General features: G+C 71.9%; 20 protein-coding genes and 1 pseudogene. 11 read left to right on the plus strand and 10 right to left on the minus strand.

From position 1 onward, the window contains the following. Window positions 1-71 precede the first annotated feature (71 nt). The gene (locus ACIBNA_RS25170) at window positions 72-1,211 is read right to left on the minus strand and encodes an aminoglycoside phosphotransferase family protein (RefSeq protein WP_399167383.1); all 1,140 of its coding nucleotides are present in this window, start codon (window positions 1,209-1,211) and stop codon (window positions 72-74) included. Between the two features lie 234 nt (window positions 1,212-1,445). On the opposite strand from ACIBNA_RS25170, the gene ACIBNA_RS25175 reads away from it, so the two are divergent. Further along, entirely contained in the window at window positions 1,446-2,939 is a 1,494-nt protein-coding gene (locus tag ACIBNA_RS25175) for a hypothetical protein (RefSeq protein ID WP_399167384.1), read from the plus strand. Window positions 2,940-2,944: 5 nt separating this feature from the next. On the opposite strand, the gene ACIBNA_RS25180 is transcribed toward ACIBNA_RS25175, so the two are convergent. Together ACIBNA_RS25180 and ACIBNA_RS25185 are read right to left on the minus strand one after the other, a co-directional pair. Beyond that, a complete protein-coding gene (locus ACIBNA_RS25180) occupies window positions 2,945-4,351 on the minus strand; it encodes a PP2C family protein-serine/threonine phosphatase (protein WP_399167385.1) in 1,407 nt (468 codons plus the stop codon). A 273-nt stretch (window positions 4,352-4,624) separates the two neighbouring features. Further along, the gene (locus ACIBNA_RS25185; RefSeq protein WP_399167386.1) at window positions 4,625-5,719 is read right to left on the minus strand and encodes a chemotaxis protein; all 1,095 of its coding nucleotides are present in this window, start codon (window positions 5,717-5,719) and stop codon (window positions 4,625-4,627) included. A gap of 121 nt (window positions 5,720-5,840) precedes the next feature. On the opposite strand from ACIBNA_RS25185, the gene ACIBNA_RS25190 reads away from it, so the two are divergent. Beyond that, window positions 5,841-6,197 carry a hypothetical protein gene (locus ACIBNA_RS25190; protein ID WP_399167387.1) on the plus strand — a complete coding sequence of 119 codons (357 nt, stop codon included), beginning with the start codon at window positions 5,841-5,843 and terminating at the stop codon, window positions 6,195-6,197. Window positions 6,198-6,268: 71 nt separating this feature from the next. Beyond that, window positions 6,269-6,580: pseudogene (locus tag ACIBNA_RS25195) on the plus strand (asparagine synthase-related protein); the annotation flags it as partial. A 25-nt stretch (window positions 6,581-6,605) separates the two neighbouring features. On the opposite strand, the gene ACIBNA_RS25200 reads toward ACIBNA_RS25195, so the two are convergent. Beyond that, window positions 6,606-8,177, minus strand: coding sequence for an alpha/beta hydrolase (locus ACIBNA_RS25200; RefSeq protein ID WP_399167388.1), 1,572 nt, complete (start codon window positions 8,175-8,177; stop codon window positions 6,606-6,608). Window positions 8,178-8,448: 271 nt separating this feature from the next. On the opposite strand from ACIBNA_RS25200, the gene ACIBNA_RS25205 reads away from it, so the two are divergent. Then, the gene (locus ACIBNA_RS25205) at window positions 8,449-9,105 is read left to right on the plus strand and encodes a chaplin (protein WP_399167389.1); all 657 of its coding nucleotides are present in this window, start codon (window positions 8,449-8,451) and stop codon (window positions 9,103-9,105) included. A gap of 661 nt (window positions 9,106-9,766) precedes the next feature. Here ACIBNA_RS25205 and ACIBNA_RS25210 read toward each other — a convergent pair. From ACIBNA_RS25210 to ACIBNA_RS25220, 3 genes are all read right to left on the minus strand, one after another. Further along, the gene (locus ACIBNA_RS25210; protein WP_399167390.1) at window positions 9,767-10,501 is read right to left on the minus strand and encodes a class I SAM-dependent methyltransferase; all 735 of its coding nucleotides are present in this window, start codon (window positions 10,499-10,501) and stop codon (window positions 9,767-9,769) included. 6 nt (window positions 10,502-10,507) lie between these two features. Then, window positions 10,508-14,785, minus strand: a complete 4,278-nt coding sequence (locus tag ACIBNA_RS25215; RefSeq protein ID WP_399167434.1) for an aminotransferase class I/II-fold pyridoxal phosphate-dependent enzyme — start codon at window positions 14,783-14,785, stop codon at window positions 10,508-10,510. A gap of 177 nt (window positions 14,786-14,962) precedes the next feature. Beyond that, a complete protein-coding gene (locus ACIBNA_RS25220) occupies window positions 14,963-15,448 on the minus strand; it encodes a nucleoside deaminase (protein ID WP_399167391.1) in 486 nt (161 codons plus the stop codon). 123 nt (window positions 15,449-15,571) lie between these two features. Between ACIBNA_RS25220 and ACIBNA_RS25225 the strand changes: the two genes are divergently transcribed. Beyond that, window positions 15,572-16,348, plus strand: coding sequence for a GNAT family N-acetyltransferase (locus tag ACIBNA_RS25225; RefSeq protein WP_399167435.1), 777 nt, complete (start codon window positions 15,572-15,574; stop codon window positions 16,346-16,348). Between the two features lie 82 nt (window positions 16,349-16,430). Further along, complete coding sequence (locus ACIBNA_RS25230) at window positions 16,431-17,354, plus strand: NAD-dependent epimerase/dehydratase family protein (RefSeq protein WP_399167436.1); 924 nt, start codon at window positions 16,431-16,433, stop codon at window positions 17,352-17,354. Between the two features lie 137 nt (window positions 17,355-17,491). Here the strand turns inward: ACIBNA_RS25230 and ACIBNA_RS25235 are convergent, their stop codons facing one another. Together ACIBNA_RS25235 and ACIBNA_RS25240 are read right to left on the minus strand one after the other, a co-directional pair. Then, window positions 17,492-17,755, minus strand: a complete 264-nt coding sequence (locus ACIBNA_RS25235; protein WP_399167392.1) for a GlsB/YeaQ/YmgE family stress response membrane protein — start codon at window positions 17,753-17,755, stop codon at window positions 17,492-17,494. Between the two features lie 125 nt (window positions 17,756-17,880). After that, on the minus strand, window positions 17,881-18,321 hold the full coding sequence (locus tag ACIBNA_RS25240) for an SPW repeat protein (RefSeq protein ID WP_274813781.1): 441 nt from the start codon (window positions 18,319-18,321) through the stop codon (window positions 17,881-17,883). Window positions 18,322-18,546: 225 nt separating this feature from the next. On the opposite strand from ACIBNA_RS25240, the gene ACIBNA_RS25245 reads away from it, so the two are divergent. The 5 genes from ACIBNA_RS25245 to ACIBNA_RS25265 all read left to right on the plus strand — a co-directional run bounded on the left by ACIBNA_RS25245 (window position 18,547) and on the right by ACIBNA_RS25265 (window position 22,216). Beyond that, complete coding sequence (locus tag ACIBNA_RS25245) at window positions 18,547-18,723, plus strand: hypothetical protein (RefSeq protein ID WP_167537249.1); 177 nt, start codon at window positions 18,547-18,549, stop codon at window positions 18,721-18,723. 145 nt (window positions 18,724-18,868) lie between these two features. Beyond that, window positions 18,869-18,946: a putative leader peptide gene (locus ACIBNA_RS25250; RefSeq protein ID WP_351405193.1), complete on the plus strand. Its 78-nt coding sequence runs from the start codon at window positions 18,869-18,871 to the stop codon at window positions 18,944-18,946. A 187-nt stretch (window positions 18,947-19,133) separates the two neighbouring features. Next, window positions 19,134-19,688 carry an NADPH-dependent FMN reductase gene (gene ssuE / locus ACIBNA_RS25255; protein WP_399167393.1) on the plus strand — a complete coding sequence of 185 codons (555 nt, stop codon included), beginning with the start codon at window positions 19,134-19,136 and terminating at the stop codon, window positions 19,686-19,688. A 51-nt stretch (window positions 19,689-19,739) separates the two neighbouring features. Continuing rightward, window positions 19,740-20,909, plus strand: coding sequence for an LLM class flavin-dependent oxidoreductase (locus ACIBNA_RS25260; RefSeq protein ID WP_399167394.1), 1,170 nt, complete (start codon window positions 19,740-19,742; stop codon window positions 20,907-20,909). 104 nt (window positions 20,910-21,013) lie between these two features. Further along, complete coding sequence (locus tag ACIBNA_RS25265; RefSeq protein WP_399167395.1) at window positions 21,014-22,216, plus strand: serine hydrolase domain-containing protein; 1,203 nt, start codon at window positions 21,014-21,016, stop codon at window positions 22,214-22,216. On the opposite strand, the gene ACIBNA_RS25270 is transcribed toward ACIBNA_RS25265, so the two are convergent. Beyond that, on the minus strand, window positions 22,213-23,277 hold the full coding sequence (locus ACIBNA_RS25270) for an acyl-CoA dehydrogenase family protein (RefSeq protein WP_399167396.1): 1,065 nt from the start codon (window positions 23,275-23,277) through the stop codon (window positions 22,213-22,215). The genes ACIBNA_RS25265 and ACIBNA_RS25270 overlap by 4 nt on opposite strands. Window positions 23,278-23,306 lie beyond the last annotated feature (29 nt).

Here is a 23,306-nt window from a genome sequence, read left to right on the forward strand (position 1 = left end):
CCCCCCCCCCCCCCCCCCCCGCCGGCGCCCCCCCCCCCCCCCCCCCCCCCCCCGCCCCCGCTTCGTCCCCGTCAGCGAGTGCCGACCGCCGCGCGCACGGCCCGCCGGGCCATCTGGCAGTCGTCGTGCAGCCGCCGCAGCAGCAGCCGCTGCTCCTCGCCGGACGGCGCAGCACCAGGGTGGGCCGTACCCGGTGCCGCCGGGGTCGCGTCGTGCATCGAACGCTGCACGGCCGTCTCATACGTACGGATCTCCCGGGTGAGCACCAGCATCAGGTTCACCAGGAAGGCATCCCTGGACGCCGGGCCCGCCGACTGGGCGATCTGGCTGATCTGCCGACGCGCGACCGGTGCGTCCCCGAGCACCGACCACAGCGTCGCCAGGTCGTAGCCCGGCAGATACCAGCCCGCGTGCTCCCAGTCCACCAGCACTGGACCGGCCGGTGACAGGAGGATGTTCGACAACAGTGCGTCGCCGTGGCAGAACTGGCCCATGCCCTGCCGCCCGGCCGCCTGAGCGATGCCGTGCAGCAGCTTCTGGAGATCACCCAGGTCACGGTCGGTGAGCAGGCCGAGCTCGTGGTACCGCGAGATCCGGGCCGCGTAGTCCAGCGGGGCGTTGAACGTGCCCGCCGGCGGCCGCCAGGCGTTCAGCCGGCAGATCGCGCCGAGTGCCACCCTGATGTCCGCCCGCGGCGGCGCCTCGGCCGGGTGCCGCTGGAGCGCCGCCACCCGCCCCGGCATCCGCTCGATCACCAGTGTGCAGTTGTCCGGGTCCGCCGCGATCAGTCTCGGCACCCGCACGGGAGGACGGTGCCGGACGAACGAGCGGTACGCCGCTATCTCGTGGCGGATCCGCTCGGACCAGGCGGGGGAGTGGTCCAGTAAACACTTGGCGACGGCCGAGCTGCGACCGGTCGTGCCGACCAGAAGCACGGACCGCCCGCCCAGGCGCAGGACCTGCACCGGGGCGAACTCCGGGCAGATGCGGTGCACCGACGCGATCGCCGTGCGCAGCTGGGCGCCCTGGGGGCCGGACAAGTCGAGTCTCCCGCTGAGCGGTTGGGTGCCGAGTACCGCGCCGCGCCGTGCCCTGCCCGCACCGAGCACGGGGGCCGCCGGCCGCGCGGGGGCGAGGTAGGGGCCGCTGTCCGTGGGACGGGGGTGCAGCGACCGGGGCGGTGCGGACACGGAGGACGATGCTGCGTACATGGGCGAAACAGATCCCTTCGTGTGCCTGCGACGACAGCGCACCACCCGGCCCGGGCTCCCGGGAGCACCCTGGGGAATGTCCCTGCGGCGACCGGGTCGGGATGGCGCGTTCCTACCTGACACCCGATGACCAGTGGCACACCATCTGGCGCACCCTGGCGAACCCTGGCGAATAGTCGCCCGGCAAGTCTCCCCGGGCTACTGTCAACTCAGCCGAGAACCTGGGGGCTTGACGTGAGCGGACAACCCAACACCCGGCTCGCGGACCTGTTCGGCCTGGCCGGCTGGTCCAAGGGCGAACTCGCGAGGCTGGTCAACCGGCAGGCGGCGGCCATGGGCCATCCCCAGCTGGCGACCGACACCTCCCGGGTGCGGCGTTGGATCGACATGGGAGAGATCCCGCGCGATCCGGTTCCGCGGGTGCTGGCGGTTCTGTTCACCGAGCGTCTCGGCCGTGTCGTGACCATCGAGGACCTCGGTCTGGTCCGGCACGGGCGTGCGGGGAAACGGCCACGCGGCGGGAGTGCGGAGTCTCCCGACGGAGTGCCGTGGGCGCCCGAGCAGACCGCCGCGGTCCTCACCGAATTCACGGGAATGGACCTCATGCTCAACCGACGCGGCTTGGTGGGCGCGGGCGCCGCGCTCGCCGCGGGATCCGCACTCAGCAGCGCCATGTACGACTGGCTGCACACCGACCCTGCCCTGGCTGCCGACGCCCCCGACCTCGACCATCCCCTGCACGCCGACCCCGCTGGGTTCGACCGCTACGAGGCCGCCCCCATCGGGTCGCAGGAGATCGAGGAACTGGAGCGCTCGGTCGAGGTGTTCCGCGCCTGGGACGCCGCCCGCGGCGGCGGGCTCCAGCGCAAGGCCGTGGTGGGCCAGCTCAACGAGGTGGGCGGCATGCTCGCCTACCGTCACCCACCCCATCTCCAGCGGCGCCTGTGGGGCGTCGCGGCCAACCTGGCGGTCCTCGCGGGCTGGATGTCGCACGACGTCGGCCTGGAGCCCACGGCCCAGAAGTACTTCGTCATCGCCGCGCACGCGGCCAGAGAGGGCGGGGACCGGCCCCGCGCGGGCGAGGCACTCTCCCGCGCGGCCCGCCAGATGGTGCACCTGGGCAAGCCGGACGAGGCCCTGGACCTGATGAAGCTCGCCACGTCCGGCTCCGGCGACGAGGTGCTGCCCCGCACCCGGGCGATGCTCTGCACCATCGAGGCCTGGGCGCAGGCCTCCATGGGCAAGGGCCAGGCCATGCGGCGCACGCTCGGCCAGGCGGAGGACCTGTTCGTCTCCGACAAGGCCGACGTCCCGTCGCCCGACTGGATGCAGACCTTCAAGGAGGAGGACCTCTACGGCATGCAGGCCCTGGCCTACCGCACGCTCGCCGAGTTCGAGCCGGGCGCGGCCGCGCATGCCCAGCACTACGCGGAGAAGGCGCTGGCCCTGCGGATCGACGGCCGGCAGCGGTCGAAGATCTTCGACTATCTGTCGATGGCCTCGGCGTGCTTCATCGCGGACGACCCCGAACAGGCGGACCGGTACGCGCGCCTTGCCCTGGTGTCGATGGGCTCCAACTCCTCCCACCGCACCTGGGACCGGCTGCGCCAGATGTACCGGCTCACCGCCCAGTACTCCGGCTACCCGAAGATCCAGGAGCTGCGGGAGGAGATCAAGCTCGCCCTGCCGAAGACGAAGGGCAGGGGCGGCAACAACGCACAGGCCTGAGTTTCCTATGCCGTGACCTTGGCGACGAGCACGCAGGCGTTGTCCGCGCGCTCGCTCTCGCCGAACTCCTGGACCACCGTCCGCAGGCAGTCCTGTGCGGTGGAGGTCCCGGTCAGACGCGGCGCCAGGTCGAGGAGGAGGTTCGCGGCCACCGTTCCGGTGTGCCCGGGTACCAGTCCGTCGGTGTGCAGGAGCAGCAGGTCGCCCACCTCCAGGGTCTCTTCGGCCTGCCCGTAGACGGCGCCCGAGGTGGCGCCGAGCAGGACGCCGTCCGGTGCGCCCAGCACACGCCCCGTCCCGTCGCGGAAGAGCAGCGGGGCGGGGTGTCCGGCCTGGGCCCATGTCAGGGTGCGGGTCGAGGGGCGGTAGCGGCAGCAGACGGCGCTGCCGAGGGCGGGCTGCACGGTGGCGTCGAGTAACTGGTTCAGCCAGGCCATCAGCTGTCCGGGCGGGGCTCCGGCCATCGCCATGCCGCGTACGGCACCGAGCAGCATCGTCATGTTCGACGTGACGCCGACGCCGTGTCCGGTGAGGTCGCCGACGCTGAGGAGAGTCTCGCCGTCGCTCAGTTCGAGCGCGTCGTACCAGTCGCCGCCGATCAGCGTGTTCGTGGACCCCGGCAGGCGCCGGGCCCCGAGGTCGAGGGTCCTGGGCCCCTGGTGCGGGAGCCGCAGGGAGCCGCGCCACGGTGGCAGCACGGCCTCCTGCAACTCGACCGCGAGCCGGTGCTCGGTCTGCGCGTCCTGCCGCCGGCCGGTGAGCGAGTCACGGGTCTCGCTCACCACCCGCTGGCTGCGGCGCAGTTCGCTGACGTCCCGCAGCACGGCCCACATCGAGGCGGTGCTGCCGTCAGTGTCGAGGACCGGTTCGCCCATCATGTGCACGGTGCGTACGTCGCCGTCCCGGCGTGCGATGCGGAACTCGCCGTCGATGGGCCGGGCGTCGACCAGGCAGTGCGTGACCATCGTCGTCAGCTTCGGCCGGTCCTCGTCGAGCACCAGGGACGGCAGTTCGTCGAGGGTGAGCGGGGGAGCGGCGGAGTCGCGGCCCAGGATCTGGTAGAGCTCCCCGGACCAACTGGCCTCGTCCGTCAGCAGGTTCCACTCGGCGCTGCCGACCCGGCTGAGCAGTGAGCCGGGTGCGGGCGCGGCGGGTTCGGCGGCCGCCGTGGGCCGAGGTCCGTCCCGTAGCTGGGCCAGGTGCTCGTCGAGGTCGTTGAGCTGGTGCAGGGCCAGGTCGTACAGGGCGCGCTGCCAGCGTTCCCGGGGGTGGTCCGATCCTTCTCCCTCGGCGTCGCGCCGCACGGCGTCCACGTCGCCCTTGAGTCGCCGCGTCTGCGATATCAGCGCGTCGACCGAGCCGCGTCCGGGCGGCTGGGCGGCTGGGCGGTCCGCGGAGAGGTGGGACGGCATGACGCACTCCGATGCGGGGACGGTTCGACCAAAGGCGGACGGAGGGACCGTTACGACTGTTGCACAGCCCGCCACGCCCTGTAAGGGATTTGGCAACACACGATACGGTGGTGCTTCTGGCATATGCCACAGTCTCACGGGGTTACTCCGAGGTAGGTGCGGAGTAACCCCTCCGGAGGGTCAAGTCGTAGATTACACAGGGGGTTTGACGACCCGTCGGGTTAGCCGGCACTCGGTTGCCGCGAATGTTCGACGGCCCTGTGTTCGAGAGTTTCAGTACCGCAGAACGCCTGCGATGCCCTCCGCCTCACCGAGTGCGCCGTCCGGTACGAAGCGGACGTCGGCTCCGGTCTCCAGGCACTGCTCGACGATCTCGTCCACGATGTCCTCACGTGACTCGAGGTCCTCGCTCTCGGCGAGGATCAGATGGTCCCCGGCGTCGCGGACCGTCACGCGGTAGTTCTCCTCGACGGCCAGCAGCCGGACGCGGCCGTCCCGGGCGCTCTGCCAGAGCTCGTCGACACCGGCGGCGAACTCCCGTCGTCCGCGGGCCGTTTCGAGGGCGCGGGTCACGGCGTCGGTGTTCCTGCGGGCCTCCGTCTCGATCACCGGACGAATGGCCTGCCACACGGACTCGGGCGTCCCGTGCGCCAGGCCGCCGTGCGGGACGTGCACCGCCCCCTTGGTGGCGCTGCCGACCTCGTCCAGCAGGGCGAGGGCGGCCGGCGGGCCGGTGACGTACAGCGGTCGCGGGTGTTCGCGCAGGACGGTGCTCATCATGGTGTCGGCCTCGCGCAGGAACTGGCGGGTGCGCTCCTCCCGGAAGGCGCTCGCCTGGTCGCCGACCCGCTGCTGCCGCTCCGGGTCGAAGTTCTCCACTCGGCGGGCCAACGGGAAGCCGTCGGCGCGTTCCTCGACGACACGGTCGACGCCGCCGTTCCACAGGGTGGCGCGGTCGGCGGAGAGCGACAGTATCCAGAACGGCCGCCCCGCCGTCTGCGCGGAGACCAGGTTGCGGGTGAGGAAGGTGTCCGAGAGCACCACCCGCTCGGGCACGGACCGGGCGAGCGACCACACCTCGTGCTCGCCCGATGCGGCGAAGATCGCCAGACCGTCCTCGGCGTGCGTCAGATCGACCTCGGACAGGGCCTGGTCGAGGTGCCGGGCGACGTCGGCCCGTCGTTCGCGGCTGACCGCCGGATCGGCCTCCAGTTGCCGCTTGGCCTCGGCCACCATATTGCGCAGCCGGACCTGGTCCTGGGTTTTGTAGGGATCGCGCCGGTGGGTCGGCGTCAGCACGGAGACCGCGGGGTAGGGGCGCGGGCGCCGCAGCTCGGCAAGGGTCGCGGGACTCAGAACGTGCTCCATGACAGAACGATAGAGCCGATTCACCATTGGGGCATTTGGGGCAGCCGGTCTGCCGGTTCGAGTGCTCGTGGCCGCCTTCGCGGGTGCAGGCTGGGAGGGCTGGGAGAGGAGGTGGCTGTCGATGGCGCGCCTGGTGGTGGACGGCGAGGACGTCGTGGTCCGGCTCGCGCTGCGGGAAGGGCTGTCTGCCCGGCGCCGCGAGGTGCGGGTGCCGCTGGCCGATGTGCGGGCCGTGCGTGTCGAGGGTGACTGGTGGCGGAGTCTGCGCGGCATGCCGCTGGGCGGGCGCTGCCGTCCCGGCCGGTGGTGCGTGGGGGAACGGCTCCATCCTCTCGGCCGGGACTTCGTCGCGGTGCGGGCGGGTGTTCCCGTCGTGGTCGTGGATCTGTGGCGACCCGTGCCGTACACGCGTCTGGCCGTCTCCGTCGCGGACGCGGAGCAGGCCGCCGAGGCGCTTCGGCGGCGCTCGCGCAGGTGAGGGCTGGGCGCACCGTCCCGGAAGTTGGGGAAGTTTTTGCCGCTGGTCGATTTTCGACAGGTGTCGCCCACGACGGCCGGGAGAAGAGCCTGCTCAGGGAGGCGACCGCGGACCTGATCCCCCGGTCGGTGTACGACAGGGTCAAGAGACCCTACCCGTCCACGCAGGACCCGAAGTACGCCGTCGCTCTCCAAAACCAGGCGAAGGACCTCCTGGCACGGCCGGACCACCCGGTCTTCGACCTCGTCGACCCCGAACGGCTCCGGCAGGCCGCACACCGCGACACGCCCGTCAGCAGCCAGGCCGTACGGCGGGGCCTGGAGCGGGCCCTCGACCTGGCGATGTGGCTGGACCTCTACGCACCCGAGGTCTCACTCGGCTGACCGTGCCGTCCGTGGCCGCGCCGGCTCACTCGGTGTCGCGGTCGGAGCCGCAGGAACTGCCGTCCGGCGGGAGAGTGCCGTACAGCAGGAACGCGTCGACCTTGCGGTGCACGCACTTGGAGGAGCCGTAGCCGGTGTGGCCCTCGCCCCGGTTGTCGAGCACCACGGCTGAGGTCCCGAGCCGCTCGGCCGTCTCCACCGTCCAGCGGTACGGCGTGGCCGGGTCGCCCCGGGTGCCGACGAGCAGGATCCTCGGGGTGTCGAGGTCCTTGACCTCGTCACGGATGAAGTCGGTGCCCTTGGGGCGGCCGTAGCACATCAGCACCTGGGTCAGCCGGTACCGGCCGAAGACCGGCGACGCCCGCTCGTACCGGGCGCGCAGCCGTCCGAGCTCCCTGCGCACCTGCTCGGCGGCGGGGCGGTCGGGATCGTCCGCGCAGTTGACCGCCATCAGCGCCGCCTGCAGGTTGTCCTGGGGCACGTCCTCCGGGTCGACGAGCCCGCCGCGGGCCGCCCCCCACGGCGGGAGGGCCACACCCCCGGACGCGAAGGCCTCCAGGCGGCTGGTATCGCCGTCCTCGAGCAGCTGCGCGACGGCCCGCTGGAGCGAGGGCCACAGCTCCCTGCTGTACAGCCCCTGCGCGAGGGCGCCCGCGAAGTCCTGGCCGGAGAACGCCTCGCCGAAGTCGGTCGGCACCGGGTTCTCGTCGAGCGACTCGACCACCTGTACGACGTGCTCCCTGGCCTCCCGCGGATTCCGCCCGAACGGGCAGGCGATGTCCTGCGTGCACCAGGCGAGGAAGTTCTCCAGCGCGGTCTGCTGCCCCTGTGCGTTCACCACACCCTGCTCGGACAGCGGCTCGGTGAGCGTGTCGACGCCGTCCAGCACCATCCTGCCGACCTTGTCGGGGAACTGGGCCGCGTACACCGCGCCGAGCCGGCTGCCGTAGGAGAAGCCCAGGTAGTTGAGCTTGCCGTCGCCGAGTGCGTCGCGCATGACGTCCAGGTCGCGGGCGGCGTTCACCGTGCCGATGTGGGGCAGGACGGGGCCCGAGTGCTCGGTGCACTCGGCCGCCGCGTCGCGCAGCTTTTCGAGCACCGCCTGCGGATCGGCCACGGCCGCGTCGCCGTCCGTCGCCTCCAGTGGGTCGTCCGAGGCGGTGCCGCAACTGACCGGCGAGGAGCGGCCGACGCCCCGGGGATCGAAGGCGACCACGTCGTAGCCGTTCGTCAGGCCCATGAAGTCCTTGCCGGCCATGGCGAGTTGGCCCACGCCCTGACCGCCCGGGCCGCCGAAGTTCAGCAGCACCGAGCCCCGGGACTTGCCCGTGGCCCGGTAGCGGGCCAGGGCGAGATCGAGGGTCGCTTTCCCGGGTTGGGCGTAGTCGAGGGGGACGGTGACCTTGCCGCACTGGAGGTCCTTCGGCATGTCCTCGCCCACGCACGCCGACCACTTCACCTTCTGGTCGTAAAAGCGCCCCAGGCCGGGCGCGGGGTCGCCCGCGGCCGGCAGCCCCGCACCCAGCAGGGCCAGCCCGGCCGCACAGGGGACCGCGCAGCGCCTCACCGTGGGGCGCGTGGACAGCTTGGCCAGCATCGATGCCTCCAGGGGGCGCCCCGCAGCGGACCGGGGACCGGCGCCCTCGCTCACCATAAGCGGGCACTGCAAGCCGCGCCTCCGGACGAGCGGGCGGGGGCGCGGTGCCCTATCCTGCGCGGCCGCGTCGCGTAAAAGGGCTTTACCGCTAGTTCGACAACCGGGCCGCTCGATGGAGTGAAAGGCCGATAAGCCATAACTCGGATCGGCCGTCCGCGTTTTATCTCGTGCGGGTGAGTGCCCGCGACGATGTCTGGAAGGCAGGGAACCTATGAAACGGGTTACCCGAAACGGTGTGATCGCCGTCGCCGCCGCCTCCGGCGCGATGGCCCTGACCGTCCCCGCGTACGCCGGTTCCGGGGCGGACGGCTCGGCGGCCGGTTCGCCCGGGGTGGTCTCCGGCAACACCGTCCAGCTGCCGGTGCACGTCCCGGTGAACGTGTGCGGGAACACCGTGAACGTGGTGGGGCTCCTCAATCCCGCCGCGGGCAACAGCTGCGCGAACAAGGACGACGGACGGGCCGGCAAGCCCGGCGGCGCGGTCGCGGAAGGCAGCGGAAAGGATTCACCGGGCGTGGTCTCCGGCAATGGCGTGCAGCTGCCCGTCGACCTGCCGGTCAATGTCACCGGCAACTCCGTGAACGTGGTCGGCATCGGCAACGCGTCGACCGGCAACGAGTCCTCGAACACCCCGGGCGACCGCCCGGTCCGCCCCGACCACCCACCCAAGCCGACGGCCCCGAAGCCGCCCACCCCGCCTCGGCCTCAGCCCGCCCCAGAACCGGCCCCGCACACCGCCCCACGCGCCACCGGCGCCCTGGCCCACACGGGCACGGACCACACCCTCCAGGCGGTCGCGGCGAGCGCGGTGCTGGTGGCCGGGGGAGTGGTCCTGCGCCGGCGGTTCCGCCCGGGGGCGGAGGGCTGAGGAGGCGGCTTGCGGCGTTCCGCTCAGCGGCTTCCGGAGCCGGCTCGCCGTGTTCGCCGGGCTCGTCAGGGGAGGGCGACCACGGCCGGGGTACCGACGGCCCTGCGGACCAGGGCTCGACCGGCCTGCCGGCGGGGCTCCGGAGGGCCCCGACGCCGAGGTCCTGCCGCCCGGTCCCGAAGGACGGAGCCCTCGCGGCCTCACTCACCGGATTCCACGGCGACCGTGCTGCGATTGGTGCAGCGGAGCCCGCGTGTCCCATCGGGCGGCCGCCACGTGACACCGTGGCCGTGCCGGAAGCCGCGCCGTCCCCCGTGCCCGCGCCGGACGGCGCCGCTGGTGGGGCTGCGGTCGGTCGGGGCAGCGCCCCGGTGCCCTAGGGGGTGTCCGCCAAGTCCCGCCTGCCCCGCGACGCCCGGCACGCCCTCTCGCCGCACCGGGCGGACGACGGGACTTTGCGGACACCCCCTAGGGGTGCCGCATCGCAGCGGACGTCGTCGGCGCTCCGGTTCGCCCTTGAGCGGCAGCCCGTGGGTGGCGGAGCCTCGGCTCCGCACGGTCGCGGTCGACGGCGAAACCCCGCCCCCTCGTCCCGCAGCCGCAGCCGCACCAGACCCCGGTCGGTCGCCGGTGACCGTCGGCGACGGCCGGACCGGTGCCCTCAGACCGCCTCCGCCACCCCCGTCAGCAGCACCATCCCGGACTCGCCGTAGTCCGGCAGGGTCGGGTCCGAGTCGATGTGGGTCACGTCCAGGTTGCGGGTCAGAGGGGCGAAGACCTCGGTCACGGTTGCCGGGTCGACCGGGCAGCCCGGCCAGCGGGAGGCCGGGCCGATGCGGTACGTCGGCATGTTCTCCATGAACGCGGCGACCAGGTGGCCGCCCGGCTCGACGCTGCGGACGAAGGTGCGGCAGAAGTCGGCGAACTCGGCGAAGTCCTCCGTGGCGCCCTCGGCGACGAAGTGCATGGAGGCGAGTTCGTACGAGCCGGGTGGCAGGGTCCGGACGTCGGCGTGGACGACGTTCACATGCGCCAGCGCCCCGGCCAGGGTCGCCGGCACGTCCGGGTTGAGCCGTCGGCACAGCGCGTGGAAGGGGAGCCAGCTCGCGTCCAGGCGGTGACAGATCTGCTCCTGGAGGTAGGCGACGTTGCTCGCACCCGCCTCCACGGCGTCGATCCGGCGGCTCGCGGCGGACGCGAGGATCAGCGGGTAGAGGTTGGGGCCCGCCCCGAACTCCACCGAGCGGGCGATGGCGCCCGGCCGGAAGCGGCGGTAGAAGGTGCTGTGGTGCGCGATGACGGCCGCGTCCGAGGGATGCACCTCGCGGTAGTTCTCGCGGAGGTAGTCGGCGACCGGCCAGCGGTCCCAGTCCACGTCGTCGTTGTGCGTCGTCATGGCCGTCTAGCCCTTCAGCCGCAGCGGGAAACGCTCGGACAGCCGGGTCAGGGTCCCGTTCAGGCGGTCGATGTCGTCGTCGGAATTGAGCGCCGTGAGCTGGATGCGAAAGCCCACCCGGTCGCGGGGCACGAGCGGATAGCCGGCGAGCGTCACGTAGATGCCCTCCTCCCACAGGTACGCGGCGACCGCGTCCAGGTCCGCGGGGTTCGCCAGCGGAACCTCCACGATGGGCAGCCGGTCCGTGTTGAGGGTGCTCACCCCGAGGCCCTCCAGGTGATCAAGCACCCGGACCGCCTTGCGGTACAGGTCGGCTCGGATGGCGTCGCCCCGCCGCTCGTTGACGTCCAGCCCGGCCAGCGCGGTGGCCAGCGACGCCGTCGGGGACGGCCCCGAGTAGAGATAGGGGCCCGCGGCGGTCTTGAGGCGGTTCTTGAGCTCCGACGGCAGCGCCAGGAACGCGAGCAGCGACGAGTACGCCTTGGAGAAACCGGCCACGAGCACGATCCCGTCGTACGACTCCCCGGTGTGCCGCACCACGCAGTTGCCCCGCATGCCGTACGGGCAGGACTCGCCCGGCCCGCGTTCCCCGATCACGCCGAAGCCGTGCGCGTCGTCGACGTACAGCGTCGCTCCTTCGGCCCGGCACACCGCGGCCAGCGCGGGCAGGTCGGGGATGTTGCCGCTCATGCTGTTGACGCCGTCCAGGCACACCAGCCGGGGCGTGCCCGGCGGCACCCTCGACAGCAGGGCACGCAGCTCGTCGAGGCGCTCGGCGTGGAAACGGTGCAGGGTGGCGCCCCGGGAACGGGCCGCCACGCAGCCGTCGTAGACCGTCCGGTGCGCGGTCGCCTCCACGAAGACGTGCCCGTCCTCGGCCAGCGCCGGGATCACCGAGGCGTGTATCAGCGTCAGCGTGGGCAGCAGCAGCGTGTCCGGCGCACCCAGCAGCGCGGCGAGCCGCTCCTCGATGTCGGGGTACAGCCGCGGACTGCCCAGCAGCCGCGACCAGCTCGGGTGCGTGCCCCACTGGCGTACCACGGGATCGACGGCATCCATGATCTCCGGGTCCCAGTCGAAACCCAGGTAGTTGCAGGACGCGAAGTCGATCAGCCAGTGGTCGCCGCTGCGGATGTGCCGACCGCGCACCTCGTCGAGGACCGCGTCGCTCATGGGGCTGGTGCGCCGCAGATGCTCCAGGTCCGCCCAGCGCGCCTCCCGGCGTCCCCGGGCGGCGTCGAGACGCGGCCGCCGCGCCCGGGGCGGCGCGAAGGGGTGGGTGCTCGGCTCCCGCAGCACGTGCGCGCTCTGCTCCACCGTCAGGGGCCGGGCGAAGAGGTATCCCTGTCCGAACCGGCAGCCCATCGCGGCCAGCAGGTCCCGCTGCGCGGTGTCCTCGATGCCCTCCGCGATGACCTCGAGGCCAAGGGTGTCGGCGATCCGCACGATGCCCTCGACCAGGGCGACCTGCTGGGCGTCGTGGGCGATGTCGTCGATGAACGACTTGTCGATCTTCAGTACGTCGATGGGGAAGTCCCGCAGATGGCGCAGCGAGGAGAAGCCGGTGCCGAAGTCGTCGACCGCGATGTTCACCCCGAGTTCCTTGAGCGTGTGCAGCACCGTCTGGAGGCGGTCGTCGCGGTGCAGCAGCACCGTCTCCGTCAGCTCCAGTTGCAGCGACCCGGGCTCCAGCCCCGGCGTGCTCAGCGCCTGGCCGACCTGCTCGACGAACCCGGCGTCTCGGAACTGGCGCGCGGAGACGTTCACACTGACGTAGGGCGGACGGGCCGGGCCCGGCAGCCGTTGCAGCCCCGCGATGTCGCTGACCGCGTTCTCCAGCACCCACGACCCCAGCGGGGCGATCTGCCCGGTCTCCTCCGCCAGACTGATGAACTGGTCCGGCGTGACGGGCGGCCGCTGCTCGTGCGGCCAGCGGACCAGGGCCTCGAACCCGACGACCTCGCCTCCGGTGATGTCCACGACAGGCTGGTAACGCAGCGCGAACGTCTTGTCGGCGACCGCCTGGACCAGCTGGGCCTGGAGGTCGTGCCGCTCCACCATGCGGCTGCGCAGGAGGGGCTTGAAGCGGCGCCACTGCCGCTTGCCCGCCGCCTTCGCGGCGTACAGCGCGAGGTCGGCGTGGCCCAGCAGGTCCTCCGCGTCCGTGCTGTCGCGCGCGGTGGCCACGCCCACGCTGGCGGACACCGTCACCGACTCGTCGGCCAGGTCGAACGTCCGGCCCAGCGTCTGGATCACCTGAGCCGCCAGCAGCTCGGCGTCGAGCGGCTGCTTGGCGTCCTCCATCAGCACCGCGAACTCGTCCCCGCCGAGCCGGGCCGCGGTGTCGGTGCGCCGCAGCGCCCGCGACAGCCGGTTGCCTACGGCGATCAGCAGATGGTCGCCGACCCGGTGTCCCATCGTGTCGTTGACCAGCTTGAAGTCGTCCAGGTCGATGTAGAGCAGACAGGTCAGGGACGACTCGCGGCGGCCGCGCAGCAAGGCGCGTTCGATCCGCTCCAGCAGCAGCGTCCGGTTGGGCAGACCGGTCAGCGAGTCGTGGAAGGCCCGCTGCGTCAGCTCCTGCTCCAGCCGCCGCTGCTCGGTCACGTCCCGCAGCGTCACCACCAGGCCGGACACGGTCCGCTCGTCCCGGAAGTCGCTGCACCGCACCTCCACCTCGACACGCCCTTCACGGCGCCGCACCCACCAGTGGTCGTGTCCGGCCCGTGCCCCCCTCTCCCGTACGGCGGCCAGCTCCCGCGCGGCCCGCTCCCGGTCCCCGGGATCCACCAGCAGCGGCAGCGAGACGCCGACGAGGTCGTCGGTGCCGAACACGTTCCGCGCGGACGGACTGGCGTACCGGATCGTGTCGTCGTCCTCCAGGATCAGGATGACGTCCGAGGCGTTGCGGACGAGGGTGCGGAAGTACTCCTCGCTCTCCCGCCGGAAGACCTCCTGGCGCAGCGTGACCCGTTCCATGGCCAGGCCCGCGTGCGACGCCAGGATCTCCAGCGAGCCCCAGGTCTCGGTGAGCTGCCGCTCGGGGGCGGCGACCAGCAGGACACCCGGGACGGTCCCGGCCGGACGGTCGGGCTGGGTCATGGGGCAGACCAGGACGGAGGGCAGGCCGTCCAGTTCGGCGGCGACGGCCGGATCGAGGGCGTCCGGGCTCACCAGGTGGGTGCCCTGCGCGCCGAGGTCCGCCGCGCCCTCCCTCGGCAGCAGCATGGTCCCGTGCGGTACGTCCGGCCCCATCAGCCGGTCGACCGCCGTACGGCAGGACTGGTCGATCTCCTTCTGGTGGAAGGCCGAGACCAGCGAGGCGGCGGCCCCGCGCAGCGCGAGCTCCCGCGTCACCGCGTGGCGGTGGGCCACGACCATCCCCGCCAGCCGCAGGATCACCAGCAGGAACAGCACGCTCGAGAAGGCCGCGATCACGGCGGCGTCCCGCGTCTGGTTGCTCAGCCCCTCGTACAGCAGGATCCCCGGCGCGATGAGCGTGGCCACGGCGAGCACGACCAGCCGGCGCGGCGGCGGCAGCAGGGACTCGCGCTGCGGCACGGACGCGGTCAGCGCGAGCATCGAGGGGTGCAGAGCGGCCAGGCCCCAGGCGGTGTAGAAGGCGATCCAACCGAGGTCCAGCAGGGTGCCCGTCTGCCACAGGTCGTTCAGTTGCAGGAGCCCGTACGCGATGTCGAAGCCGAGCAGTGTCACCGTGCCGACGACCAGCAGCCGCACGGCACGGTTGGGCCCGTCGACGGGACTCGGGGTCAGCAGCCGGGCCAGCAGGGCCAGCACGAGGACGTCGCCGAGGGGATAGGCGATGCTGATGGCGCGCTGCTGCCAGGTCAGTCCTTCCACCACCGTCAGCGGCTGCACCAGGTACACCCACACGGGCAGCGCGAGGCCCGCGGTGATGATCAGCGCGTCGAGCAGGCTCGGCAGGTCGCGGTCGGCCCACCGGTGCCGGACGAGCCCCGACAGTCCGATCGCGAAGAGCGGGTAGGTGGCGAGATAGCAGGCGTCGGCGGGGGAGGGGAACGGGTTGGAGGCGTCGAAGTACTCCTCCATCACGTTGTAGTACGTGTCGCCCGTGATGAAGGTGAGCAGTCCGCCGGCCAGGAACCACCAGGGCCACTGATGGGCGGGCCGGTGGACACGGATGCCGGTCACCACGGCGACGACGCCGGCGAGCCCGATGGCGGCCCACAGGGCGGGAGCCGCGGCCGGGGCCGTCATGTACACGATTGTGGCGACCGTGACGAGGGCGATGTGGGCGGCCATCAGCCGACGTGCTGACAGCAAGGACATGCGCCTCCCCCCGTCAGGGAGACCGAGGCGTGAGCCTGGTTCGTTGAATTCGATCGTAGGTTCGCCGGCGCGGCCCTGCATCTCGGGCGGCCGGCCCTGCGAGCCCGGGCGAACAGGGTCTGCCTGACGGGCCGGGGCCGCCCGGGTGTCTCAGTCGCGTCCCCGATGGAACCGCACGTGCAACTCCCTCACCCGTTCCGTCAGTTCGGGCACCGGACCGTCCACAACCACACCCGGTGCGACCTCGTGGACGGGGAGTGTCCGCACCGGTGGCGCGGGGACCCCCAACTCGCTCAGCCATGATGCGAGTTGTTCGGACGAGGCGACGTAGACGATGCGTCCCAGACCGACCCAGGCGTGTGCGGCCGCACACATCGGGCAGTGCTCGCCGGAGGTGTAGACCGTGGCCGCCGCCCGCTCCCCGGGCGTGAGACGGCCCGTCGACCAGCGCGCCAGCTCGAACTCGGGGTGCCGGGTGCGATCGCCCGAGGCCACCCGGTTGTGGTCCTCGCCGAGGACCGTGCCGTCCCCGCCGACCAGGACCGAACCGAACGGCTCGTCCCCGGCCCCGAGCGCCTCGGCCGCGAGCTCCACGCAGCGGCGCAGGTACGGCAATTCCGTGTCCTTCACGACCATGGTGGCGGGCCCTTCCTGGTGACGACGTGATCGACGGGACTGTACGGCCGCCGGGGCGCACGGCCGCACCGGAAACGCGTTGCCCGGCCACCCGGCGCGTGCTGAAGTGTGCCCATGACTCATGTGGATCACACCGCGCTGCTCGCCTTGTACGACCGTGAGCTGCGCCAGGGGGCGCCGCCGGACGGTCCCGGCGCCCGCGTCGAGCGGACCGGTGAGGTGGTGCGCCAGGTCGCCGCCGCGCCGGGCTGGAACGGCGTCCTGTGGTCCGCCCTCGACGAGACGGCGGCGGACGCGGCGATCGCCGAGCAGATCGCCCACTACACCGGGCTCGGCCTGGACTTCGAGTGGAAGCTGTACGAACACGACCGGCCGGCGGACCTCGGGCAGCGGCTGCGCGCGGCCGGGTTCACGCCCGAGCCCGCGGAGACGCTGATGATCGGCGAGGCCGGCGAGCTTGCTCTCGACGCCGAACTGCCGGAGGGCGTCCGCGTGGAGCCGGTCACCGACCCGACGGGCGTGGATCTCGTGGCCGACGTCCACGAGAAGGCGTTCGGCGCGGACAGCTCCCGGCTGCGCGACCAGCTCCTCGCCCGCCTCTCGGCCGACCCGGACTCGGTAGTCGCCGTCGTGGCGATGGCAGGCCGCGAGCCGGTGAGCGCGGCCCGCATGGAATTCGTGCCCGGTACGCAGTTCGCCGGACTGTGGGGCGGAGGCACCGTCGAGGGCTGGCGCGGCCGCGGCATCTACCGCGCCCTGGTGGCCCACCGCGCCCACGCTGCCGCGGCACGCGGCTGCCGCTACCTCCAGGTCGACGCCTCCAGCCAGAGCCGCCCCATCCTGGAGCGCCTGGGCTTCACCCCGCTGACCACGACGACGCCGTACGTGTACACGCCCTAGCCGGCCGGCCGTCCCCGCCCGGACGCCACATCCAGGGCCGCCCGCATGTCACATCCACGCCCGTTCCATCCGTCGCATGGTCATGACGACGATCCGCAAGAACCAGAGCATCCTCCTCGCCGGCGCGAGCGGCGTCCTCGGCCGGCACGTCACCCGCGCCCTGACCGAGGCGGGCCACAAGGTCACCGGACTCGGCCGGAGCGCGGACAACGGCATCCGCGCGGACCTCATGGACCGTGACGCGCTGCTGCGCGCCGTCGACGGACACCACTTCGACACCGTGATCCACGCCGCGACCGCCCTGCGCAGGCCCCCCATGCGCGACCGCGACATGTTCGCCACCGACGCGCTGCGCACCGAGGGCACGGCCCACCTCGCCGAAGCCGCCCGCGTCACCGGTGCCCGCCGCTTCGTCGTGGAGTCGATGGTCTTCGGCTACGGCTACGGGGACCACGGCGACCGCCCGCTCACCGAGGACGACCCCTTCGGCCCGCGCGGCAGGACCCCGCAGCTGGAGCGGCACATCGCGGCCATGCGGACCAAGGAACGGCTCGCCTTCGAGACCGAGGCGCTGGAGGGCATCGCGCTCCGCTTCGGCCTGTTCTACGGCCCCGGCGGCACCGACGCCCTGCTGCCCCTGCTGCGCAGACGGCAACTGCCCATGCCCGCCGACCGCGGCCGGGTGCTGCCGTGGGTGGAGCTCACCGACGCGGCCCGCGCGGTGGTCGCCGCCGTGGAACGCGGCCGGCCCGGCCAGGCGTACAACATCGCCGACCGCACCCCGCTCGGCTTCCGCGCCCACGTCGAGAGCGTGGCCGGGGCGTTCGCACTGCCGAAGCCGATGACCGTACCGCTGTGGCTGATGAAGCCCATGTCGTACGCGCACACGGTGATGTCGTCACGGCTGGTGGTGTCCTGCGCCAAGGCGGAAGGAGAGCTGGGCTGGACGCCGCTGTACCCGTCCAGCCGTGAGGGCCTCGCCGCCATGCGGTCGGCGGGCCGCTGATGCCGGGAGACGTCCGGCTCCGGCGTGCCGGGCCGCCGGGCCACGGCGCGCCGGGTGCCAGGTGTCTCCTTGTACCGCACACGTGCTGTTGCCACGCCGTGCTGTCGCCGTCGTGAAGCTGCAGCCGTCCTACGCCGTCAGCGGCGTGCTTTCGAGCGGTCCAGCGCGGCGACGCCGAGCGCTGCGAGGCCGATCTGGATGAGCCACTCCACCCAGTCGACGCCCTTGGTGTCGGCGACGTCGAACGCGGTGGCGATCGCGGAGCCGACCAACGCGGCGATGATGCCGACGAGGATCGTCCACAGGATTCCGATCCGCTGACGGCCCGGGACCACGAGCCGGCCCAGGACGCCGATGACGATGCCGATCACGATGGCACTGATGATGCCGTCGATCTCCATCTCCGCCCCTTCTTTCAGGACCCCCGCTGTAGTGCGTGTGCCCCCTGACGGCCGGGACACGCCGGTGCGCACATGAAGGGGCCGGTCCGGGGCGCGGACCGGCCTTCGGTTTCCTTCCGGTGGGTCTAGGGCCTCTTGGAGGCTTTCGCCGCCGTGCCGGCGCACACCAGACCCAGAATCACGGCCAGTGCACCGATGATGATGTTGTTCCACACGACGCCGGTGTCCGGGCTTTCGCCGACGACCCACGGCGAGACGATCATCCACACCCCGAGTGCGCACATGGCCCAGCTCAGGCCGTACATACGCTCCGGAGCGCGAGTGAACCCGAGCGCCAGCAGACCGATCGCGATGCCCATGATCAGGTTGTGTGTCACGAGCGGCGGCTGGCTGGTCGTGTAGTGGAGTATCCACGGGGAGGCCGCGCAGTACAGACCGAGCAGGAACACCGGTCCGTCCACGAGCGCCACATCGCGATCACCGAGCACACGGGCGTACCGATCCCGCATCTCGGAGGCATCAGGGTGGCTGGTTATGTCACCTCTGGTGGGTGAGACGTTGGCCATGATTCGTCTCCTTCGTCTTGCAGGGCGACCGCGTCTGGTGGGATATGCGGTAAGCGCCGCGTAAGTTCATTCTGCTCTTATTTCTCCTTTATGTGTAGAGGTGGTAGGCGTGTGAACTCCTACCGGGCCGCGCATGTCCGGGGGGATCGGGGGCAACCGGATGGGTACGACAGTGACGGATCGGCGTCGCCGGGAGGCGGCGTGGGACAGGGGAGGGCAGCGGACGTGTCTGCGGCCATCGGCGCGAAGGTGTTGGAGCGGTTCCCGGCGGGAGCTCCGCGCGGATCATGGCCGGCGGAGGAGTACGCGGCACGCCGTCGTGCCGAGGGGGAGCCTGCCACCGTCGTGATGGACCTGGAGTCGGACGCCTTCCTCGTGGTGGTTCCGTCGGACGACGACTGAAATGCCATCGACGACCGAAATCCAGGGTCCCGAAATGCGCGGCCTGGAAATCCATGGTCCCGAATTCCGCCGGTCTGCGATGCGAGATGAGCCGCGATCTCCTTGACGGCCGTCGTCTCCCACTGCCACGATCCATGGCATGATCATGCGACTGGACCTCACGCGGCGACGCCACGTCGACCTCGCACGCGTCTCCAGCGCCTCCTGTCGCGCCGCAGCCTGAGTCTCCCGGCTCGCCGCTTCTTGCCACCTCCGTATTCGCCGTCGGCCGAACATCGCGCCGACGGGACGTCATGCGCGGTGCATTTCCCTCACGCCTGAATTCGGCGCTCAGTCACGCCCGTTGAAGGCGGCGTCCCCGAATTCGGCGCTGCCACGCGCAGTCGCGCCCTCTCCCGGAAAGAGACCCCATGGCCACCGTCCTGTCCGTCTCCGGCAGCCCCTTCGCCTCCTCCCGCACCAGCCGACTGCTGCGCCACCTGGACGAGCGGCTGGCCGCACAGGGCCATGACGTGATCCCGCTCGACGTCCGCACCATCCCCGCCGAGGCGCTGCTCGGCGCGGACTTCCGGCACCCCGCGATCGTCGAGGCCACCGACCTGTTCGCACGTGCCGACGGGATCGTCGTCGGCACCCCCGTCTACAAGGCGTCCTACTCCGGTGTCCTCAAAGCACTGCTGGACCTGCTCCCGCAGTACGCACTCACCGGCAAGACCGTGCTGCCGCTCGCCACCGGCGGCAGCATCGCCCATGTCCTGGCCATCGACTACGCCCTGCGCCCGGTGCTCACCTCCATGGGCGCGGCCCACATAGTGCAGGGCTGGTTCACCCTCGACAAGGACATCACCGTGCACGACGACGGGTCCCTGACCGTCACGCCGGCCGCCACCGAGGCGCTCACCCAGGGCGTCGACCAGTTCTCCGCGGCGCTCGGCCGCACCCCGCTGCTGGCCGTGGCGGGCTGACACCCGTCAACCGCCGCGCCGACGAACGTTCCACATCGATCGGAGATCCCCGTGTCCCTCACCTTCCACTGGTTCCTGCCCACCAACGGTGACAGCCGCCATGTCGTCGGCGGCGGCCACGGCACCCCGGCCACCGCATCCGGCCGGGACCGGCCACCGACGGTCGCCTACCTGAGCCAGATCGCCCGCGCCGCCGAGGAGGTGGGCTTCGCCGGTGCCCTCACGCCCACCGGCGCCTGGTGCGAGGACGCGTGGCTCACCACCGCGATGGTCAGCCGGCACACCGAACGCCTCAAGTTCCTCGTGGCCTTCCGGCCCGGACTGATCTCGCCCACCCTCGCGGCGCAGATGGCCTCCACCTTCCAGCGGCAGACCGGCGGACGGCTCCTGCTCAACGTCGTCACCGGTGGCGAGAACCAGGAACAGCGTGCCTTCGGCGACTTCCTCGACAAGGACAGCCGGTACCGCCGGACCGGCGAATTCCTGCACGTCGTAAAGGAGTTGTGGCAGGGCGGGACCGTCGACCTGCACGGTGAGCACCTCCGGGTGCAAGGCGCGGCGCTCGCCCGCGTGCCCGACCCCGTTCCCCAGGTGTACTTCGGCGGCTCCTCGCCCATCGCCGGTGAGATCGCCGCCCGGCACGCCGACGTCTATCTCACCTGGGGCGAGCCGCCCGCCCAGGTCGCCGAGAAGCTCGACCGGATCCGCTCCCTGGCCGCCGCCGAGGGCCGCACCCTCCGCTTCGGCATCCGGCTGCACGTCATCACCCGTGACACCGCCGAGCAGGCCTGGGCCGAGGCGGACCGACTGCTGGACGGATTCGACCCGGAGACCGTGGCGTCGGCGCAGGCCGGGCTCGCCCGCAGCGAGTCCGAGGGGCAGCGGCGCATGCTCGCCCTGCACGGCGGCCGGCGCGACCGCCTGGAGATCCATCCCAACCTGTGGGCAGGGATCGGCCTGGTGCGCGGTGGTGCCGGCACCGCCCTGGTCGGCAGCCATGACGAGGTCGCCGAGCGGATCAAGGAGTACCACGCCCTCGGTATCGAGGAGTTCATCCTCTCCGGCTACCCCCACCTGGAGGAGGCGTACTGGTTCGGCGAGGGCGTGCTGCCGCGCCTGGCCGCACAAGGGCTGTGGCGGCACCCCGCGGACAAGGAGGCCGCGCCTACCGCCTCCACCACGCCCACCGAACCCTCCGTACTCGCGCCGTTCGCGAGCTAGGACCCTGGGCCTCCCGCCCCAACGATCAACCTTGAAGCCCGCGTTGGGCGTCATCCGCACCGAGGGGCAAGTCCCGCCCCTCGGTGAAGGGGAGGCACACATCCATGAAGCAGCGGGCTTCACGCACCGTCTCAATCGGCCTGGTCGTGGCGTTATCCGCCGCAGCGGCGGCGCTCGCCCCGTCCGCACACGCGGCACAGTCGCAGCGTGACCACGAGGCGACCCGCACCGCGTTGCACGATCTGGTCGAGAGAGGCGGGCTGCCCGGAGTGGCGGCCAAGGTCCGTGACGGCAAGGGGAGTTGGTTCGCTCAGGCCGGTTACGCCGACACCGGCACGGGGCGCGAGCGTTCCCCCGGCGACCACTTCCGCGGGGCCAGCATCACGAAGACCTTCGTCGCGACCGTCCTGCTCCAACTGGAGGCCGAAGGCGGACTGAGCCTGGACGACACGGTCGAGTCGTGGCTGCCGGGCCTGGTGCGGGGAAACGGCTACGACGGCGACAAGATCACTCTGCGGCAGCTCCTCAACCACACCAGCGGCATCGCCAACTACACCGACGACCCCGCCTTCCTCCACGACGCCGCGGGCCCCGGCTTCCCGGAGCACCGCTACGACACCCATGCGCCCGAGGAACTCGTGGCGATCGCGCTGAAGCACCCGCCGCTGCCCGACCCGGAGACGACGCCGGTGTACTCGAACACCAACTTCGTCATCGCCGGGATGGTCGTCGAGAAGGCGACGGGCCGCTCGTACGCGCAGGAGATCACCCGCCGCATCATCCGGCCGCTGAAGCTGCGCGGCACGTCGTTCCCCGGCACGTCACCCCATATGCCGAAACCCCACCCCGTCGGCTACTCCCGGCTGCATCAGGAGGCCCCGGACGCCCCGATCCATGACGCCACCGAACAGAACATGACCTGGCTGGGCGCGGCCGGTGATGTCATCTCCACCAGCGGCGACCTTAACCGCTTCCAACGGGCTCTGATCAAGGGCGAGTTGCTGCCGCCGAAGCAGATGGCAAAGATGCTCGACGAGGTCCCCGCGGGGGGCGGGCTCGGGTACGGACTCGGAGTCGAGTTCGCGCAGCTGTCCTGCGGCGTGAAGGTCGTGGGCAAGAGCGGCCGTACGAACGGCTCCCTGTCCGCGATGGTCGGCACACAGGACGGGAAGCACCAGCTGACGTTCAACATCAACGGTGACTGGCTCCCGGACCCGTCGCTCTACATCAACGTGATCGAAGCGGAGTTCTGCGGCAAGGTCCCCTCCCGCACGGGCAAACCGTCGGCGCTGCCGCGGCTCGGCTAACCGGACGCCAGCGCGCCGAGGTGCGTCCGGCGTGCCTCGGCCGTCTGGCCCTGCACCAGCAGGAACATCCCCTCGCGTGCGAGTCGCTGCGCCCGGCTGTCCAGGGCCATGGACCGGCCGCCCCCGGCCACGATCGCCGCGGTCGTGGCGGCTCGCAGCACGTCGTGGGCCCGTGTCTTCAGTGCCAGCCGTTCCGGGACGCACTCGTGCGGGACGGGGTGGTCGGCCAGGGCGTAGGCCTCCCGCCGGACCTCGTCGAGCCGGGCCCGTAGCGACCGGGCCGGCTCCGGGCCGTCCGGGGCGCCCGCCACCAGGTCCAGCGCCGCGCTCGCCACCCCGAACACGGCCGGACTGGTGTTGGCGGCCCTGGGCAGGTCGACCTGGGCGAACTGCTCCTGCGAGGTGCGCAGCACGACGGCGTCCTGCGGCACCCACAGGCCGTCCAGCTCCAGGGAGACCGTGCGGGCGGCGGTGAGGGCCGCGAGCCGCATCGGTGCCGACGGACGCATCCCTGGCTGTTCGCGGGCCTCGGCGACGACGAACACCACCTCGGCCGAGTCCGTCACACCCGCCAGCAGCATCACGTCGTTCAGACCCCAGCCCGTGTACCAGGGCACCGTGCCCTCCAAGCGCCAGCCGCCCCGCTCGGGCACGGCCCGCACGGGCACGCGGGGGAAGGCTCGGACGTGCGCGAACGCGATGCCGGCCAGCGACTCGCCGGTCGCCAGCGGGCCCAGCAGCTTCTCCCGGACCGGTGAGTCGGAAGCGGCGAGCAGCTTCACCGGAGTGTGGTGCTGTGTCTGCACGAACCATGTGGAGCAGCACGCCCCGGCCAGGATCTCCGCGACTTCCCGCGCCACGGCGGCGGGCGCGTCCGCCCCGCCGTACTCCTCCGGCGCGCCCAGCCCGAGCAGGCCCGACCGCCGCACCGCCTCGATGTGGCTCGCCGGCACCCCCTCCTGGTCGACGCGCTCGGCGTGCGGGACGAGGAGATCGTGCGCCAGCCGCCGTGCGCGGGTGACGAGGGGGTGGGGCGGGGAGGCGAGGGATGCGGAGCTCATGGGAGGAATTCTCGCGCTCGCGAGGCCTG

The organism is Streptomyces sp. NPDC050164 (assembly GCF_044459945.1).
Taxonomy (GTDB): Bacteria; Actinomycetota; Actinomycetes; order Streptomycetales; family Streptomycetaceae; genus Streptomyces; species Streptomyces coeruleorubidus_A.